The sequence below is a fragment of the Gemmatimonadales bacterium genome, assembly GCA_035502185.1.
In the GTDB taxonomy this organism is placed as follows: domain Bacteria; phylum Gemmatimonadota; class Gemmatimonadetes; order Gemmatimonadales; family JACORV01; genus Fen-1245.
In genome coordinates this window covers 14,318-31,864 of the sequence record DATJUT010000014.1, presented here as the reverse complement: position 1 = coordinate 31,864, position 17,547 = coordinate 14,318, and the positions used below count along the sequence as shown (strand labels likewise).

General features: G+C 72.9%; 13 protein-coding genes. 4 read left to right on the top strand and 9 right to left on the bottom strand.

Features of this window, described 5'->3' with window-relative positions:
* The coding region (locus VMF70_01530; protein ID HTT66686.1) for an ADOP family duplicated permease at window positions 1-1,975 on the top strand (1,975 nt) is incomplete at its 5' end.
* Between the two features lie 41 nt (window positions 1,976-2,016).
* On the opposite strand, the gene VMF70_01525 is transcribed toward VMF70_01530, so the two are convergent.
* From VMF70_01525 to VMF70_01500, 6 genes are read right to left on the bottom strand one after another with little or no spacing between them, the layout of a single operon-like run.
* Entirely contained in the window at window positions 2,017-2,934 is a 918-nt protein-coding gene (locus VMF70_01525; protein ID HTT66685.1) for a dihydropteroate synthase, read from the bottom strand.
* Complete coding sequence (locus VMF70_01520) at window positions 2,927-4,666, bottom strand: methylenetetrahydrofolate reductase C-terminal domain-containing protein (protein HTT66684.1); 1,740 nt, start codon at window positions 4,664-4,666, stop codon at window positions 2,927-2,929. Before VMF70_01520 ends, VMF70_01525 begins: the two co-directional genes overlap by 8 nt.
* 6 nt (window positions 4,667-4,672) lie before the next feature.
* Window positions 4,673-5,593, bottom strand: coding sequence for a homocysteine S-methyltransferase family protein (locus tag VMF70_01515; GenBank protein HTT66683.1), 921 nt, complete (start codon window positions 5,591-5,593; stop codon window positions 4,673-4,675).
* A 25-nt stretch (window positions 5,594-5,618) separates the two neighbouring features.
* Entirely contained in the window at window positions 5,619-5,873 is a 255-nt protein-coding gene (locus VMF70_01510) for a virulence factor (GenBank protein HTT66682.1), read from the bottom strand.
* A gap of 54 nt (window positions 5,874-5,927) precedes the next feature.
* On the bottom strand, window positions 5,928-6,581 hold the full coding sequence (locus VMF70_01505) for a corrinoid protein (protein HTT66681.1): 654 nt from the start codon (window positions 6,579-6,581) through the stop codon (window positions 5,928-5,930).
* A gap of 10 nt (window positions 6,582-6,591) precedes the next feature.
* Entirely contained in the window at window positions 6,592-7,659 is a 1,068-nt protein-coding gene (locus VMF70_01500; GenBank protein ID HTT66680.1) for a uroporphyrinogen decarboxylase family protein, read from the bottom strand.
* Window positions 7,660-7,985: 326 nt separating this feature from the next.
* Here VMF70_01500 and VMF70_01495 point away from each other — a divergent pair, with 326 nt between their 5' ends.
* Window positions 7,986-10,880: an ATP-binding protein gene (locus tag VMF70_01495; GenBank protein HTT66679.1), complete on the top strand. Its 2,895-nt coding sequence runs from the start codon at window positions 7,986-7,988 to the stop codon at window positions 10,878-10,880.
* Between the two features lie 39 nt (window positions 10,881-10,919).
* On the top strand, window positions 10,920-11,885 hold the full coding sequence (locus VMF70_01490; GenBank protein HTT66678.1) for an NAD-dependent epimerase/dehydratase family protein: 966 nt from the start codon (window positions 10,920-10,922) through the stop codon (window positions 11,883-11,885).
* Here VMF70_01490 and VMF70_01485 read toward each other — a convergent pair.
* The 3 genes from VMF70_01485 to VMF70_01475 form a co-directional block, all read right to left on the bottom strand.
* Window positions 11,882-12,892, bottom strand: coding sequence for a uroporphyrinogen decarboxylase family protein (locus VMF70_01485; protein ID HTT66677.1), 1,011 nt, complete (start codon window positions 12,890-12,892; stop codon window positions 11,882-11,884). The two genes, VMF70_01490 and VMF70_01485, sit on opposite strands and share 4 nt — an antisense overlap.
* Before the next feature lie 65 nt (window positions 12,893-12,957).
* Window positions 12,958-15,681, bottom strand: coding sequence for an ABC transporter permease (locus tag VMF70_01480; GenBank protein HTT66676.1), 2,724 nt, complete (start codon window positions 15,679-15,681; stop codon window positions 12,958-12,960).
* Between the two features lie 9 nt (window positions 15,682-15,690).
* Window positions 15,691-16,035, bottom strand: coding sequence for a PadR family transcriptional regulator (locus VMF70_01475; protein HTT66675.1), 345 nt, complete (start codon window positions 16,033-16,035; stop codon window positions 15,691-15,693).
* A 194-nt stretch (window positions 16,036-16,229) separates the two neighbouring features.
* Here VMF70_01475 and VMF70_01470 point away from each other — a divergent pair, with 194 nt between their 5' ends.
* Window positions 16,230-17,546 carry an efflux RND transporter periplasmic adaptor subunit gene (locus VMF70_01470; GenBank protein ID HTT66674.1) on the top strand — a complete coding sequence of 439 codons (1,317 nt, stop codon included), beginning with the start codon at window positions 16,230-16,232 and terminating at the stop codon, window positions 17,544-17,546.
* Window position 17,547: the final 1 nt, after the last annotated feature.

Here is a 17,547-nt window from a genome sequence, read left to right as displayed (position 1 = left end):
GCCGCTCGTGGTGCTGAGCCATCGGCTGTGGCTCGAGCGGTTTCACGGCGACCCGCGCGTCCTCGGGCGCAGCCTGACGATGAGCGGCGAGCCGTTCACCGTGGTGGGCGTCATGCCCGAGGGCTTCGCCGACCCGATCGCAGGCCGTGGCGTCGAAGCCTGGATCCCGCTCGACCTCACGACCGGCCACGACCTGTCGAACATCTCGAATCACTGGCTGACGCTGGTCGGGCGGCTGCGCCCGGGCGTGTCGGTCGCGCAGGCGCAGGCCGAGCTCGACATGATGACGGAGCGGCTCACCGAGCCCTATCCGATGCAACGCGACAACCGGACGCACCTCGTACCGCTCAAGGAAGACGTGGTGGGCTCGGCCGGCCGGTCACTCGACCTGATGCTCGGCGCGGTCGGGCTGGTGCTGCTGCTGGTGTGCGTGAACGTCGCCGGCTTGCAGCTGGTGCGCGCCTCGGAGCGCTCGGGCGAGTTCGCCGTGCGCTCGGCGCTGGGCGCCGGGCGCGCCCGGCTGGTGCGCCAGCTGCTCACCGAGAGCCTGGTGCTCGCCGCCGCCGGAGCGGTGGCGGGGCTGGTGGTCGGACGACTCGCCATGCAGGCGCTGGTCACGCTCGGCGCGTCGTCCATTCCGCGGCTGGCCGGCCTCGGCCTGGACGTCCCGGTGCTGGTCTTCGCGATGCTCATCGCGACGGCGAGCGCCATCGTCTTCGGCCTGGTGCCGGCGTGGCGCGCGAGCCAGACCGACCCGGCCGACGTGCTGCGCGGCAGCGGACGCGCCAACAGCGGCGACCGCGCGACCGGGCGCCTCCGCAGCGGACTGGTCGTGGTGCAGGTGGCGCTGGCCTTCGTGCTGCTCGCCGGCGCGGGCCTGCTGCTCATGAGCTTCCACGCCGTGAGCGACATGCCGCTCGGGATCAAGCCGGACGGGGTGCTGACGTTCCGTGTGCACTTGCCCGAGGCACGCTACGACTCGACGGGCCGGGCGCGGTTCTACACGGACTTCGAGCACCAGATCGAGGCGCTTCCCGGCGTGAAGGCGGCGGGCGGCGTGTCCTACCTCCCCGCCGCCGGGCCCTACCACAGCTGGGGTCTCGAGGTGCTCAGCGGTCCCCTCGTCGGCCGCAAGGACAGGTACTTCCAGGCGCAGAACCGGGTGGTGGGGCCGCACTACTTCCGCGCGGCCGGCATCCCGATCCTCGCGGGCCGCGGGTTCGGCGACGAGGACGTGGCCGGGGCGCCGGACCGCGTCGTCGTCAGCAAGTCGGTCGCCGACGCCGCGTTCCCCGGTGTGGACCCGCTCGGGCAGCAGCTCCGGACCGGCGGCCGGACGAGCACGATCGTGGGCGTGGTGCCCGACGTCGCCGTCAACGCCGAGGGAGACCTCTCGCCGTACGTCTATCATGCGCACGCGCAGTTCGCCGGTGACCGCAACTGGGCGCTGTTCGAGGTCGTCTCGGCGAGCGCGGCGCCCACGATCCTGCTGCCTGCCGTCCGGGCTTTGCTCGCCCGGATGGATCCACTGCTGGTGCTGGACCAGCCCGCGCCCTTGTCGGATGTGATCGGCCGCGGGACCGCGCAGCGGAGATTCACCCTGCTGCTCCTCGTGGCCTTCGCCGGCACGGCGCTCGTGCTCGCCGCGCTCGGCATCTTCGGCGTGCTCTCCTACGTGGTCCGGCTGCGGGGTACGGAATTCGGCATCCGCATCGCGCTCGGGGCGAGCCCGGCGGCCATCCTCGCCACGGTCATGCGGCAGGGGGCCATCGTGATCGGCGGGGGGATCGCCATCGGCGTGGTGGGCGCGGCGACCTTCTCCCGCGTCGTCGCGTCGCTGGTCTTCCATGTGAGCCCGCTCGATCCGCGCGCCCTGCTCGGCGCCGGCCTCGTGCTCGCCGTGTTCGGCGGCGCGGCGGCCTACCTGCCTGCCCGCCGCGCGGCCGCGGCGGATCCCCGGAGCGCGCTGCAGTAGGCGACGGGGCGGCGCCGTCGTGATGGCTCGGAGCGCATCCCTCAGGCCCAGATCGCCAGCACGGCCTCCGCCTGGCGGAAGCCGGCGGCTTCTCTGGTCTCGTCGGGCTGCGCGCGGCCCTCGTCGAGGGCGTGCCGGAGGCGCACCACCGTCTCGTGGCCCGTGGGGAGCGGCGTGGTCCCGCTCTCCGGATTGGCGATCGAGAAGTCGAGCCCGGCGTCGGTCGCGATCCTCAGGTACGCCTTCTCCAGGTCGCCGCGGATGTGCTTCGGCGTGCCCCAGGCGAAGTTGGAGAGCCCGACCGAGACGTGCGCCCCCGCCAGGTCCCGGTCCGCGCGGATCAGCCTCATCGCGTCGAGGCCCATGTTCACCAGCCCGTAGGTGTCGGCGCCGACGGGCGCGAGGCCGGGATCGAGCAGGATCTGGTCGGTCCGCCTTCCGGCCCGCGCCGCGAGCAGCTCGACGAAGTGCCTCGCCGAGGCGTGCACGTCCTCGGGGCTGAAGCACTGCGACGTGCCGCCTTCGACGAACCGCTCCGACACCACCACGATCACCATCGCGTCGTAGCTCTTCACCAGCTCGATCATCTCGTCGAGCCGCTCGCGCGAGGCGGCGATGGAGTTGACGATCGGCGGCTTCCCGCCCGCCCGCTTCCGGTCGTAGTGCTCCAGCGCCACGCGCTGGTAGTCGATGGACGGGTTGTCGATGCACAGCGGCAGGGGCGAAACCTCCTGCAGGGCCGGGATCAGGTCCGGGAGGAAGGCGAGCATCTCCGCCGGCCGGACCTGGATCTGCTGCGTGCCGTCGATGTTCACGTCGAGCCACTCGCAGCCCAGCGCGGTCTGCCCCCTGGCCAGCGCCTGGTACCCTTCGAGGCTGCGTGCGGCGAACGCCTTGCGGGCCCGCCCGTAGGCGTTGTTGATGAGGTCGCCGATGATGTGGAGGTGGGTCTCAGCCATGGGGACGGGCCGCGGCAGGGGATTGGGGGTTGGGGTTTGGGGGTTGGGGTTGTCCTCGCAACTCGGCGTCTCGCAACTGGGCGTCTCGCAACTCGGCGTCTCGCAGCCCGGCGTCTCGCAACTCGGAACTGGGTGTGGTGTGCGGGGTGGCCGGGTGTGGGGGTGCGGCGTGTGTGTCCGCGCGCAGCGCAGAGTGATCCCGGCCCAGCCAGTTGTTGGCCCAGCTCGAGGTGCCCCGCAGCGCCTGGTTCTGCAGCACGGGCGCGTGGTCCAGGAGCGCCAGCTCGGTGCCGGCCGCCTTGAGCCGCTCGTACGCGCGGAGCCAGATGCACTCGCCGTAGCCGTCCACCTCGCAGCGCCCCTCCCGGGTGCCGCCGCACGGGCCGTTGCGCTGGTTCTTCGCGCACTGCGACTCGGGGCACAGGAACGCGACGTCCGGCAGCGAGCAGTCGCCGCAGTCCTTGCAGCGGAACAGCGCGGCCTTGGTGGCGCGCTCCAGCACCCGGAGGGGCGGCGGGCCCTGCGCGGGATCGCGCGAGCGGGCGACGAGCTTCGCGCCCCAGCGGCTCAGCAGCCGGCCGGGCGTGAACATCAGCGCGTGGGTCCACCGCGAGAACGCGTACAGGAGGCCGGCGCGCCGGCCGCGGGCCTTCCGGACCGGGCGTGCCGCGGGCCGCTCGCCCGCGCGCGCCGCCGTCTCCGCGGCCGGCCGTGCCCCGCCCGCTGTGGCCCCCCCGGCCTCCACCTCGTCCGGGTAGGCGAAGAACTCGCCCGGCCGCCCGAAGGCGATCTCGCGGGCGAACGCTTTCCAGTCGTCGGAACCGAACGTGCGCTCGATCTCCAGCACGCGCTCCACGGTGGCGAGGTCGTGGATCCCGCCCAGGTACGCGCCGCGGTAGCCGAGCCCGCGGAAGATCGCCATCTGGCGGGCGGCGAACTCCCGGAAGAAGGCCTTGCCGCCGTCCGGCGAGCGGCCGTGCCGCTCGCACAGCTCCAGCAGCGCCGGCGTCACCACGATGCCCGCGACCCGCCCGGCGGCGAACAGGCGCGCGGCGCGCGCCGTGAGCACGTACACGTTCCCCACCAGCGGCGTGTGCCCGATGCCGTGACCGTCCATCCACCGCTTCAGCTCGCGCGCCTTGCGGGCGTCGAACCCCACCTGGTTGATGATGAAGTGCGCGCCGCACTCGATCTTCTTGGCGAGCTTGAGGTACTGCGGGACGACCTCGCCCTCGCGCAGCTTGGTGTTGCTCGTCACCGCCCCGATGCAGAACGACGTCTTGAGGTGCTTGTCGTCGAACCCGCGGTTCATCCGGTCGAGCATCGCGATCAGGCCCACGGAGTCGAGGTCGAACACGGGCTTGGCCCGGCCGCCGCTCCCGCCGACGGGGTAGTCGCCCGTCATCGCCAGCACGTTGTGGAAGCCCTCGCTGTCGAGCTGCCACGCCGCGCTCTCGAGCGCGTTGCGGTTGAGGTCCTTGCAGGTGAGGTGGATGACCACTTCCTTGCCGGCGTACAGGATCGGCTTGCCGAGCGCCTGCGGATGGAGCTGCGGGTTGCCGCCCGCGTTGTCGGTGATGGAGATCCAGTCCACCTCGGGCCGGTCCACCAGCTGGGTGGCGAGCGCGCGCACCCGCACGGCGGTGGCCTCCGACATCGAGCCGCGGATCGAGACCAGCTCGACGCCCACGAGGAACCGTGCCCCCTCGAGCTGCTCCCGCAGCGTGTCCACCGCGGCCTAGCGCGCGGCGGCGGCGGGCCGCCGGTTGAACTCGTCGACCACCTTGCGGATGGCGGCCGTGTGCGCCGGCGTGCTGCCGCAGCACGAGCCGACGATGCCCGCGCCCGCCGCCAGCACCTCGGCCACCCCGGCCGCCATCTCGGCCGGCGTCTGCTTGTAGACCGCGCGGCCGTGCTCGAGCACCGGGTTGCCGGCGTTGGGCTGCCCCATCGTGGGCAGCCCGACCTGCGCCCGGTAGCTCCGCAGCACCGCGGCCACGGCCGCCATGTCGATGCCCGTGCCGCAGTTGAGAGCCACGATGTGCGCGCCGCGCTCGGCGGCGAACGCGGCCGCCCGCTCCGGCAGCACGCCCATCATCGTGACGTAGAACGTCCCGTCGGCCGAGCGGTCGTAGGCGAGCGAGGCGATGATCGACTTCGCGCGCGCCGCGCGCGCGGCGTCGATCCCCAGGCCCAGCTCCTCGAGCGACGTCTGGGTCTCGACGATCAGCGCGTCGGCGCCCGCCTCGACCAGCGCGGCCGCCTGCTCCTCGTACGCCTCGCGGGCGCTCGCCAGGGGCAGGTCGCCCACCGGCTCGAGGATCCCGCCCAGCGGCCCGAGGTCCCCGATCACCCAGCCCGGGCGGCCGGCCAGCGCCTCGCGCGCCAGCCGCACCCCGTACTGGTTGATGGCGCGCGCCAGCTCGGCGTGGCCGTGGCGCGCCAGCATCAGGCGGCTCGCCCCGAACGTGTTGGTGAGGAGGCAGTCGGCGCCGGCGTCGGCGTAGCGCCGCTGGATGGCCAGCACCCGGTCGGGATGGAGGAGGTTCCACGCCTCGCCGCAGCCGCCGGCCTCGAGCCCGGCGGCCATCAGCTCGGTCCCCATGGCGCCGTCCGCGACCAGGCGCCGCTCGAGGACCGCTTCGTGGAGGAGCTTCATCGCGGGCGCGCGAGGGCCGGCGGGCTCAGCCGGCCGCCGCTTCCAGCTCCCGCCGCACGCGCTCGGCCACCTCCGCGGCGGTGCCGGTCCGCTCCAGCGTCTCGCCCCAGCGCCACTCGCCGAGGTAGGCGTCCGTCCCGGTGAGGCCCTGCGCCGTCGCGGCCTGGTCGATCCGCGCCACGAACCGCGGGGACAACTCGATCTTCACCTCGTCGAAGTCGTCCCACGCCTTCACCTGCGAGGGGATGTCCTGCCAGTAGAGGACCTGGTACGACGCCATCGCGCCCTCAGCGGCGCGCGCGCGGCCGCGGACGGCGGCGCCGGCGTGGCGCGCTCACGCCCTGGCCGCCTTCTCGCGCACCAGCCGCAGGAATAGGTCCACGGCGCTCGAGGCGTCGGCCCCGTAGCCGTCGGCGCCGATCTCCTCGGCGTACATCTGGCTGATCGGCGCGCCGCCGATCGCCATCTTGACGTGGCCCAGGCCCCGCTCCCGGTAGCCGTCGATCACCGTCTTCATGTAGGTCATCGTCGTCGTCAGCAGCGCGCTCATCCCGATGATGTCCGGCTTGAACTGCTCCGTGGCCGCCAGGAACTTCTCGATGCTCTGGTCCACGCCGATGTCGTGCACCTCGAACCCCGCGCCCTCGGCCATCATGCACACCAGGTTCTTGCCGATGTCGTGCAGGTCGCCGCGCACCGTCCCCATCAGCAGCACCCCCGCCGGCTCGACGACCGAGTCCTTGGCCGTCAGCAGCGGCTTGAGGACCGCCATCCCGGCCTTCATCGCCCGCGCCGCGATCAGCACCTCGGGCACGTACAGGATGTTGTGCTTGAAGTCCTCCCCCACCACGCTCATCCCCGCGATGAGGCCCTCGGACAGCACCTCCTGCACGCTCCGCCCCTCGGCCAGCGCCTCCTTCGTCATCCGCTCCACGTCGGCGGCCTTGCCCTCGTAGAGGCACTGGTTCATCACCGCGTAGTCCGGCATCCCCGCTCCCTCAGGCGTGCGCCGGCGCCGCGCGCCGGCTGCCGTTGAACTGCTCGAGCGCCTGTTGCATCGCGACGATGTTCGCCTTCGGCATCCCCGGGCTGGTGCCGCCGCCCACCGACAGGATGATCCCCTCGCCGCCGCTCTTCTCCAGCACCTCCAGCGTCGCGGCCCGCACCTCCTCGGGCGTGCCGCGCACCCCCACCTCGAGCGGGTTCACGTTGCCCATCAGGCACATCCGGTCGCCCACCCGCGCCTTCACCTCCGCGATGTCCGTCTGCTTGCCCCAGTTCAGCACGTCGAACCCGCAGTCGGGCAGGTGGTCGAGGCACGCGTTGACGTCGGCGTCGTTGTGGTAGACCTTCACCCAGTCCTTCGGGAACGCGTCGCAGATCCGCTTCAGGCACGGGTGCGCGAACTCGAGGTAGTGCTCCTCGTTCACGAACCCCACGATGTCGTCGAGGATGAAGATCCCCTCGACCGACGGGCCCATCGCCTGCGCCTGCGCCTTCAGCCAGTCGATGATCAGGGTGGTGCAGCGGTCCAGCAGCTTGTGCGCCCACTCCGGCTTCTCCACCAGATCGATCATGAAGTCGGTGGTGCTGCGGACGAACCCGGCGGTGCACATCGGGCCGCGCGAGGTCACCAGCGGCAGGATCTCGCCGGTGTCGAGGATCCGCTGCCGCTGCATCCGGATGCGGTGCAGCGTCATCCCCATGAACGCGTCGGCCTCGACCTCGTAGTCCGGCCAGAGGTCCATGTCCTCGATGTGGTAGAGCGTGTGGTACTCGCTCGGCGTGTTGTCCTGCCAGAACTTGATCTTCGCCCCCAGCGCCGAGGGCTCCGCCGCCATCCCGTACTCCATCCACCACGACGGCACGAAGATGATGTCGGGGAACTCGCGGTGGATCCGGAGGTTGGACTGGAACCACAGCTCGGGATCCAGGAAGTAGTCCATGTGGTTCAGGCCGAGGTAGCCCGGGATCCACGGGCTGTCGATGATCAGCGCCATCGGGACGCGGTCGAGCTTCTCGCGTCGCGCGGCTCGCTTGAACGTCGCCCACTGTTCGGGGCGCATGCGGCGTCTCCTTCGTCGAACGGCCGGTGCCGGGCGGCCGCGGCCGTGGGGGGCCGCGGGCGCGGGGGACGTCGGACTGCCTGTGCTTATCGCTTCCAGGTCATAAAGTCAACAGATGACCTGATAACTCGAGAACTTTGCTCCCGTTGGCGCGCGCGCGGCGCCCCGCCGGCGCTCGGCGGTCCCCTCGTACCATCGAGCCGGGGGCCGAGTTCCAGGCGGGGCGGCGGCGTTACCGGGCCGTGACGGTTGGGCCGGCGGGAGACGGCGGACCCTAGCCGCGCCACCGGGCGGCGGTTTCCTTTGAGCCGATGGGTGCATCTCCCGTGACGCGGCGCGCGATGCAGGCCGGAGCGGCGATCGCCGTTCTGGTCGGCGGCCTCGGGCTCCTCGGCGTGGCGCTCGGCGTCCCGGTCCTCACCAGCGTGGTGCCGGGCTGGACCTCCATCCGCCCGAACGCGGCGCTCGGGGTGCTGCTGCTCGGCGCCGCCCTGTGGCCGCTGCCGGATCGCGTCCCCGCGGCGGGTCGGCGGACGCAGGAGGCGCTCGCCCTGCTGGTGGCCGCGGTGGGCGTCCTCACCCTGGCGGAGTACGTCCTGGGCGTCGACCTGGGCATCGACCGGCTGCTGCTCCCGGAGGCGGCCGTGAGTCAGCCGGCGCTGTTCCCCGGACGGATGGCGCCCACCACCGCGCTCAACTTCTTCCTGCTCGGCGGCGCCCGGCTGGCGATGGACGCGGACGCCCCGTGGGTGGACTGGATCGTCCAGCCGTTCGCCGCCTGCGCGGGCCTGGTGGCCGCCCTGGTGCTGGTCGGCTACCTGTACGACGTCGGCCCGCACGAGCGGGCCGCGCGGATCGTGACGATGTCCGTCAACACCGCCGTCGCGTTCCTCGCGCTCTCGACCGCCACCGTCGCCGGGCGACCGGACTCCGGGATCGCGCGGCTGATGGCCAGCGGGCCGCCGGCGGGCATCATCGCGCGGCGGGCGGTGCCCTGGATGATCGTGATCATCCTGGTGCTGTCGTGGCTCGAGCTGCTCGCGGAGCACGCCGGGCTGTGGAGCGGGGATTTCGGGAACGCGGTCCTGGCGCTGGTGGCGGTGGCGCTGCTGGGCGTCCTGCTGCTGTGGAGCGCGACGCTGCTCGACCGCGCGGAGGAGCGGCGCCGGCAGACGGAGCGCACCCAGCGCGCGATCTACGCGATCGCCGAGTCCACCCACGCGGTGCCGAGCCTGCAGGAGCTGTACGCGGTTCTGCACCGGGTCGTGGGCGAGCTGATGCCGGCCGAGAACTTCTACATCGCGCTCCACGACGCCCGGGCCGGCCTGATCAGCTTCCCGTACTTCGTGGACCAGCACGACCCCGCGCCGCCGCCCAAGAAGCCCGGGCGGGGCCTCACCGAGTACGTGCTGCGGACGGGCCAGGCGCTGCTGGCGACGCCCGAGGTGTTCGCCGATCTCGAGCGCCGGGGCGAGGTCGAATCCATCGGCGCCCCGTCGCTGGACTGGCTCGGCGTCCCGCTGATCGTCGGCGACGCCACGATCGGCGTGCTCGTGCTGCAGACGTACACGGGCGGCGTCCGCTACGGCGAGGAGGAGAAGCGCCTGCTGCAGTTCGTCTCGATCCAGGCGGCGATGGCCATCGAGCGGAAGCGCACCGAGGAGGCGCTGCGGGAGGCGGAGCGCCGGTTCCGGACGGCGCTCGACGGGATGCGCCTGCTGGCCGTCGGTCTCGATGCGGCCGGACGCATCACCTACTGCAACGACTACCTGCTCGACGTGACCGGCTGGCGGCGCGACGAGGTGATGGGCGCGAGCTGGTTCGACCGGTTCATCCCGCCGGACCTCGCGGCCCGCGAGACGCTCGAGCGCGGGGTCGCCACCGGAGACCTCCCGATCCACCACGGGAACGAGATCCTCACCCGCACGGGCGGCCGGCGGCGCGTGGAGTGGAACAACACGGTGCTCCGCGCCCCCGAGGGCCCGGTGGTGGGCTTCGTGGCCATCGGCCAGGACGTGACCGAGCGGTTCCAGCTCGAGGAGCAGCTGCGGCAGGCGCAGAAGATGGAGGCGGTGGGCCAGCTCGCGGGCGGCATGGCGCACGACCTCAACAACCTCCTCACCACGGTCCTGGCGTCCAGCGCGATGCTCGCCGCCGCCGTCCCGGCCGCCGCCGCGCAGCGGGAGGACGTCGAGCTGATCCGGCAGGCGGCCCAGCGCGGGGCGGACCTCACCAAGAAGCTGCTGGCCCTCGGCCGCCGGCAGCCGCTCGACTTCCGGGCGCTGACGCCGGGCCCGCTGCTGGCCGACTTCACCCGCATGGCGCAGCGGGTCCTGCCGGCGGACGTCCGGATCGACCTCAGCATCGCCGCGCCGGACGCGGTGATCCGGGCCGACGAGGGCGCGATGGGCCAGATCCTGATGAACCTCGTGACCAACGCCCGCGACGCGATGCCGGCGGGCGGCACGCTGACCCTCGGCGTGGCGCGCGAGACGGTGGACGAGATGAGGGTCCGCGCCCGCGGCTGGGGGCAGTCCGGCGAGTTCGTGGTGCTGGAGGTGGCCGACACCGGCGCGGGCATGGACGAGGAGACCCGGCGGCGCATTTTCGAGCCGTTCTTCAGCACCAAGCCGGTCAGCGAGCACAGCGGCCTCGGGATGTCCGTCGTCTACGGGCTGATGAAGCAGCACGGCGGCTTCGTGGAGGTCGCGAGTGAGCCCGGGCGCGGCACGTCGGTGCGCGTCTACTTCCCGGCGCTGTCCGGCGCCCCGGCGGTGCCGCCCCAGCCGGACGCGGGCGAGATCCGGGGCGGCACCGAGCTGGTGCTGCTGGTCGAGGACGATCCCTCGGTGAAGCGGGCCACCACGCGCGTCCTCGAGACGTTCGGCTACGCCGTGGTCGGCGCGACGGACGGGCGCGAGGCCCTGGAGTACCTGAGTTCCGGCCAGCCCGCGCCGGCCCTGGTCATCTCGGACGTCGTCATGCCGGGCATCGGGGGCCCCGAGCTGCTGCGCCGGATGCGCGAGGCCGGCTCCCGGGTGAGGATCCTGTTCACCAGCGGCTACACCGAGCGCGACATGAACGAGCGGGAGCGGCTGGATCCGCGGATCCCGTTCCTGTCGAAGCCGTGGACGGTCACGGACCTGCTGCACCGGATCCGCGACGTGCTCGACGCGCCGGACCCGCTCGGCGGCCCGGCGGGCGCGGGCGGGGCGGCGTAGCGCGCCGCCTGGCGGCGCCCGGGCGAGAACGGAGGCCCCATGCGCGTGCTGTACGTCGGCGGGACCGGCGAGATCAGCTTCGACTGCATCCACGAGTCGGTGCGGCTCGGCCACGAGGTCACGGTCTACAATCGCGGCCACCACAACGCCGGCCTCCCGGCCGAGTGCCGGCTCGTCGCGGGCGACGTGCGGGACGACGCGGCCTACGGCCGGCTGGCGCGCGAGGGCTTCGACGCGGTGTGCCAGTTCCGCCTGTTCACCCCCGCGGAGCTGACGCGCGACCTCGGGATCTTCACCGGGCACTGCGGCCAGTACGTCTTCATCAGCTCGGCCTCGGCCTACCGGAAGCCGGTGCGCGGTCTCCCCATCACCGAGGCCACGCCGCTCGACAACCCGCACTGGGCCTACTCGCGCGCCAAGGCCGAGATGGAAGCGCTGCTCGGGGCGCAGGCCGCGCTCCCGTACACCGTCGTCCGGCCCAGCCACACCTACCGCGCGCGCATGCCGACGCCGCTGGGCGGCATCGAGGTCTCGCGGATGCTGCGCGGCAAGCCGGTGGTGCTGCACGGCGACGGCGAGTCGCTGTGGACCGTGACCCACGCCGCGGACTTCGCGCGGCCGTTCGCGCGGCTGCTGGGCGAGCGCCGCGCCCTCGGGCAGGCGTTCCACATCACCGGCGACCGGGCGTGGCCGTGGAACGAGATCTTCGAGGCCATCGCCGCCGCCCTCGGCGTCGGGCTCACGCTGGTGCACGTGGCGAGCGAGACGCTGGTCCGCTACGAGCCGGAGTGGGAAGGGCCGCTGCTCGGCGACAAGGCCGCGTCGGTGCTCTTCGACAACCGCAAGGTGAAGGGCGTCGTGGGCGACTTCGACTGCCCGATCGATCCGTGGCGCGGGATGCGGATGGTGGCCGAGCGTTACCCGCCCGCGGCGAACGACTTCGATCCCGCAGCGGACGCGCTGCTCGACCGGATCGCGCGCGAGCAGGGGGCGCTGGGTCGCTAGGGCGACGTGTCCCGGGCGAACGCGCACATCGCCCGGACGTTGGCCTCCGCGGTGTCGCGTGGAAGCTCGCAGCCGGCGCCCACGATGTACCGCGGCCCCGCCGCGCGATGGCACGCCGCCAGCGCCGCCGTGACCACCGCGGGCGTGCCGTTCCGCATCACGCCGACGGGCTCGACGTTGCCGAGGATGACCTGGCCCGGCATCCGCGCCCGCGCCTGGGCCATGTCCACCGGATAGTCCAGGTCCACGATGTCGCAGCCGAGCCGGCCCATCCCGTCGACGAGGACGTTGGTGTCGCCGCAGATGTGCAGGCGTACCCTGGCGCCCATCGCGCGCACGGCGTCCACCATCCGCTTCTCGTACGGCCAGACGAATCGCTCGTAGAACACCGGCCCCACCAGCGAGGCCGCGGCGTCCCCGATGCCGATCAGATCCACGCCGGCCTCCACCTGGGCCCTCGCGAACCGGATCTCCATCTCCGTGACGAACTCGAACAGGTCGACGATGAACGCCGGGTCGTCGTAGAGGTCGAGCATGATGGTGTTGATGCCCCTGAGGTCGGCGCCCTCGGCCATCGGGCCCTCGATCCAGCCCTCGATCAGCGTATCGCCGCCGACCTCGCGGCGGAACAGCTCCGCGGCGCGCACCCGGTCGGTCATCCGGCCGCCGGCGAGCGGGTCGGGGACCTTCAGGGCGGCGAGCCGGGTCTTGTCCGCCAGCAGGGCCCGCTCCTCCTTGAACGCCGGGGGCTGGTCGTCGAACAGCGCGATGTCCGAGCCGCAGTCCGCGGCTTCCCGCGCGGGATCGGAGATGCAGGAGACGTAGTCGAAGCCGTACCTCTCCACGGTGCGGAGCTGCCCCTCGACCAGCGTGCGGAAGTCCGTCACGTACCGCAGGTACTTCGCGCCGATGACGTCGGCGGCGAACTGCATCGTGATGGGCATGAGCGGCAGGCGGTCGACCGGTCGACCGTCGAGGTGGGCGAGGACGCGTTCGCGGCTGTTCACGGCATCGGTCGTGGTGGAGCATGGAAGCTACCATCACTTCACCACCGGCATCACCCCGCCGCCGTTCAACTCTTCAGCGCCTCCACCGCGGGCACGCTCGCCGCGCGGCGCGCCGGGATCCAGCTCGCCAGCAGCACCACCAGCCCGAGCAGCACGATGATCGCCGCGAGCGTCGCGGGATCCCGCGGCGCCACCTCGTAGAGCAGCGAGCCGAGCACCCGGGTCACGCCGAGCGCGACCACCAGGCCCGCCCCGCCGCCGATCGCGCCGAGCGCGAGGCCGCGCCGCACCACCATGCCCGCCACGTCGCCGGCGCTGGCGCCCAGGGCGACGCGGATGCCGATCTCGCGGGTGCGCTGCGCCACCGAGTACGCGATCACGCCGTAGGTCCCGATGGCCGCGAGGCCGAGCGCCACGGCCGCGAACAGGCCGAGCAGCAGGGCGCCCAGGCGCGAGTAGGCGAGCGACTGCCCCACCCGGTCCTCCATCGTGCGCACGTCGTACACCGGGAAGCCGGGCGCCCAGCGGGCCATGGTCGTGCGCGCGGGGCCCGCCAGCGCCAGCGGGTCGCCGCGCGTCCGGACGAACAGCATCATCCGGAAGTAGAACGGCACCTGGTAGTACGAGAGGTAGACGTCGGCTCCCGGCAGCGAGTCCACGCCCTGGTAACGGACGTCCCCCACCACGCCGACCACGTACGCGGAGTCCAGGCCGCCGCCGGCGGTACGCGACTGCCCGATGACCTTGCCGATCGGATCCTGGCCCGGCCACCAGCGCCGGGCGGCCGTCTGGCTGACCAGCACCGCCATCGGCGTGCCCACCCGGTCGCGCTCGTCGAGCAGCCGGCCGCGCAACAGCGGGATGCGCTCGACGGTCGTCCAGCCGGGCGTGATCCAGTGCACGCCGGCCAGCGGCTCGGTGCCGGGTGCGGCGGCCGGCCGGTCCATGAGGTTGATGAGCGTCCCGGCGCACTGCACCAGCGGCGGGCAGTCGGTCATCCCGGCGCTGGTGACGCCCGGCAGCTCCGCCAGGCGCTGGATGGCCACGTCGTAGAAGCGCGTGATCGAGTCGGGGGCCCATTCGGGGGCGCGGTTGACGCGGAAGGTGAGCGTGTGCCCTGCGTCGAAGCCCAGGTCCACGCCCATCCGGCGCCCCAGGCTCCGCAGCACCAGGCCCGCGCCGGCGAGCAGCACCACGGCCAGCGCGATCTCCGCGGCCACCAGCACGTTGCGGCTGCCCAGCCCGCCGAAGCGCCGGCTCGCCGGCCCGCCGTCGTCCTTGAGGTCTTCGGTGAGCGAGGGCCTGGTGGCCTGCAGCGCGGGCACGAGGCCGAACACGATGCCCGTCACGACGCCCAGCACCAACGTGAACAGCAGGGCCCATGGGTCGAGGCGGATGGCCTGGCTGCCGAGGGTCCCGATGACGGCGCCGCCGTTGCCCTGGAGCGCGGCGGAGAGCTGCAGGGAGGCGAGGCCGCGCGCGCCGGCCCAGGCGAGCCCCAGCCCCACCACGCCCCCGGCGACGCCGAGCAGCACGGACTCGGCCAGCAGCTGCTCGACCAGGCGGCGGCGCCCGGCCCCGAGTGCGATGCGGACGGCGATCTCCTTGCGCCGGCCGGAGGCGCGGGCGAGGAACAGGTTGGCCACGTTGGCGCAGGCGATGAGCAGCACCAGGCCGACGGCGCCGAACAGCACCAGCAGCGTGCTGCGCACCTGCGGGTCCACGCGGGCCTGGTCGAGCGGCTTCGTGGTCGCCCCCCAGTGCCACCCCTGGCCGTTCTGGTCGGGGTAGGCGGCGTCGATGCGGGCCCCGAGCGTCGCGACGACGGCCGCGGCCTGCTCCGGGCTCACCCCGTCGGCGAGGCGCGCGATGGCGAGGAACCGGTGGTCATACGGCCCGGGCGGCTCGGCGCGGGGGTTGCTGCTGGTCAGCGCGGGCAGCCACAGCAGCGCCTGGCCCGACAGGCCCTGGAACCCGGGCGGGGTGACGCCCACGATGGTGTACGGCATGCCGTTCACCAGCACGGTCTGGCCGAGCACGCGGCGGTCGGCGTCGTACAGCCGCTGCCACAGGGCGTCGCTGATGAGCGCGACGTGGCCGCCGTTGTAGTGGGTGGCCTCGTCCGCCGTGAAGTTGCGGCCCAGCGCGGGGCGCACGCCGAGCGTCGTGAGGTACCCGTCGTCCGTGTACTCGCCCTGGTCGCGCAGCGTCTGGTCGCCGTGGCGGATCGTGAACGGCTCGGGGTACCACAGCGTCGTCTGCACGAACACGGGCTGCATCCCGCGCAGCGCCTCGAACTTCGGCCACGACCAGTTGACGTTGTCGCGCGGCGGGAAGTTGCCGCGTCGCGGCACCGTGAGGCTGACGCTCATCAGCCGCCCCGGGTCGCGGAACGGCAGCGGCCTCAGGAGCAGCGCGTCCACCGCCGAGAAGATCGCGGTGTTCGCGCCGATGCCGAGGGCGAGCGTCAGGACGGCGATCGCGGTGAAGCCGGGCGTGCGGCGGAAGGTGCGGACGGCGAAGCGGAGGTCCTGGCCCAGCAGCTCGAGCCAGCCGAGGCCGCTCATCCGTCGCGTCTCCTCGGCGAGATACGTCCGGTTGCCGAACCGGCGCCGCGCGGCATAGCGTGCCTCGTCCTCGTTTGCGTCGGCCGGGCCGTTGGCGTCGTGCGCGAGCTGCGCCGCGTCGCGGTCGAGATGGAAGTCCATCTCCTCGTCCAGCTCGCGGGCGTGCGCGTCGGGGCGGGTGATGGCGCGGAGACGGAACTTGAGCGCATCGAAGAAGGACATCGGCCCTCCCTAGGCGCGGCGCAGGACGCGGTTGATGGCGAGGACGACGGCGTCGAGGGCGGAGATCTCCTCGCCGAGCTGCCGCAGTCCGGCACGGGTGATGGTGTAGTAGCGGGCGCGGCGGCCGGTGGGGGAGGGCAGCCACTTCGAGGTCACCCAGCCGCGGGCCTGGAGCCGCTCGAGCGCGGGGTAGAGCGAGCCCTGCTCGACGCTCAGGGCGTCGTTGGACAGCCGGGCGATGTGCTGGGCGATGCCGTAGCCGTGGAGCGGCCGGAGGCTCAGCGTCTGCAGGATCAGCAGGTCCAGGGTCCCGCGCAGCAGCTCGGTCCTGGGGCTTCTGGGTGCTCGCGCCACGTGTCGCTCCTCCGCCGGTCGGTGGCCGTTACGGTACCGTACGGACCCCCTACCTGTAGAGTTTCGACATATGGAGGCGGAAGAAGGTTGGACGCCCCGGAGGAGCGCGGCGCTTCGCCCTTTCTAAACATGCGGGGGGCGTTCATCGTACAGCTTGGAACGGGTACGAGGTTGCCGGTCTTCCGGGAGGCGGGATGACGACCAGCAGGGCACTGGTGTTCGGGCACGGGTTGGCCGCCATTGCCGTGGTGCTCCTGATCCCGGCCTGCGCCAAGAAGGCGATCGGGCCGAGGAACCCTGCGGTTCCGGTCACGCTCACCGTGGCACGGCGTCAGGCCGTGCCCTATACGATCATCGCGAGCGGCCTGGTCACGCCCTCCCAGACGGCCATCGTATCGCCGCAGGTGGACGGGATCATCAGCAGCGTCGCCTTCCACGAAGGGGACGAAGTCTCCCGCGGCCAGCCCCTGTTCCTGATCGAGCCCCAGCTGTACCGGGCGGCCTACCAGCAGGCGCTGGCGGTGCTGGCCCGGGATCTCGCCACGGCGGACAATGCACGGCGCGAGGCCGCGCGCTACGTGCTCCTCGCGCAGAGCAGTTTCGCGACTCCCGAGCAGGCCGAGCAGGAGCGCGCCACCGCGGCCGCGGCGATCGCGCAGGTGCAGGCGGACAGCGCCGCCGTCGCGACCGCCAAGTTCAACCTCGACAAGACCGTCATCCGCGCCCCGTTCGGAGGCCGGACCGGCGGCCTGCTGGTGCACGAGGGCAACCTGGTGCACGCCGCCGGCTCGAGCGCGCTGGTGACGATCACCCAGCTGCGCCCGATCGACGTGCGCTTCGCGGTGCCCGCTTCGACCCTGCCGCTCATTCAGCGGTACGGCGCCCACGGCGGACTCCGCGTCGTGGTGAGCCAGGCGCAGGCCGTCTCGGACTCGTCGGCGGACACGTCGGGCGCGATGCCGGCCGCGCCGGCGCCGGCGGCCCCCGCGCGCACGGCCGGGCCGCCCAGCGGCCGGGCGTCCACCGCCGGGACCGTGCGCGCCGCTGCCGCCTCCCGCACCCCATCCGGCGCCCCCGCCGACCAGCAGGGAACGCTGACGTTCATCGACAACGCCGTGGACACGACGACCTCGACGGTGATGCTCAAGGCGACCTTCGCCAACCCGACGCGGACGCTGTGGCCCGGGCAGTTCGTCTCCGTGCAGCTGCGCCTGTTCACGGAGGAGCAGGCACTCGTCCTGCCGACGCAGGCGGTGCTCACCGGACAGCAGGGGTCGTACGTCTACGTGGTCGATTCGACGGGAGCCGCGCAGCCGCGGACCGTGACGGTCGAGCGCACCGCCGACACGCTGGCGATCATCCAGCACGGCCTGCGCGACGGCGAGAAGGTCGTGGCCGCGGGGCAGTCGCGCTTGACGGCCGGCGCCAAGGTGAGCCTGCCCGTGGCGGACTCGGCGCGCGCCAAGGCCCCGGCCGGGGCGCGCTCCGCGGGCGGACGCCGCGGTGCGTGAC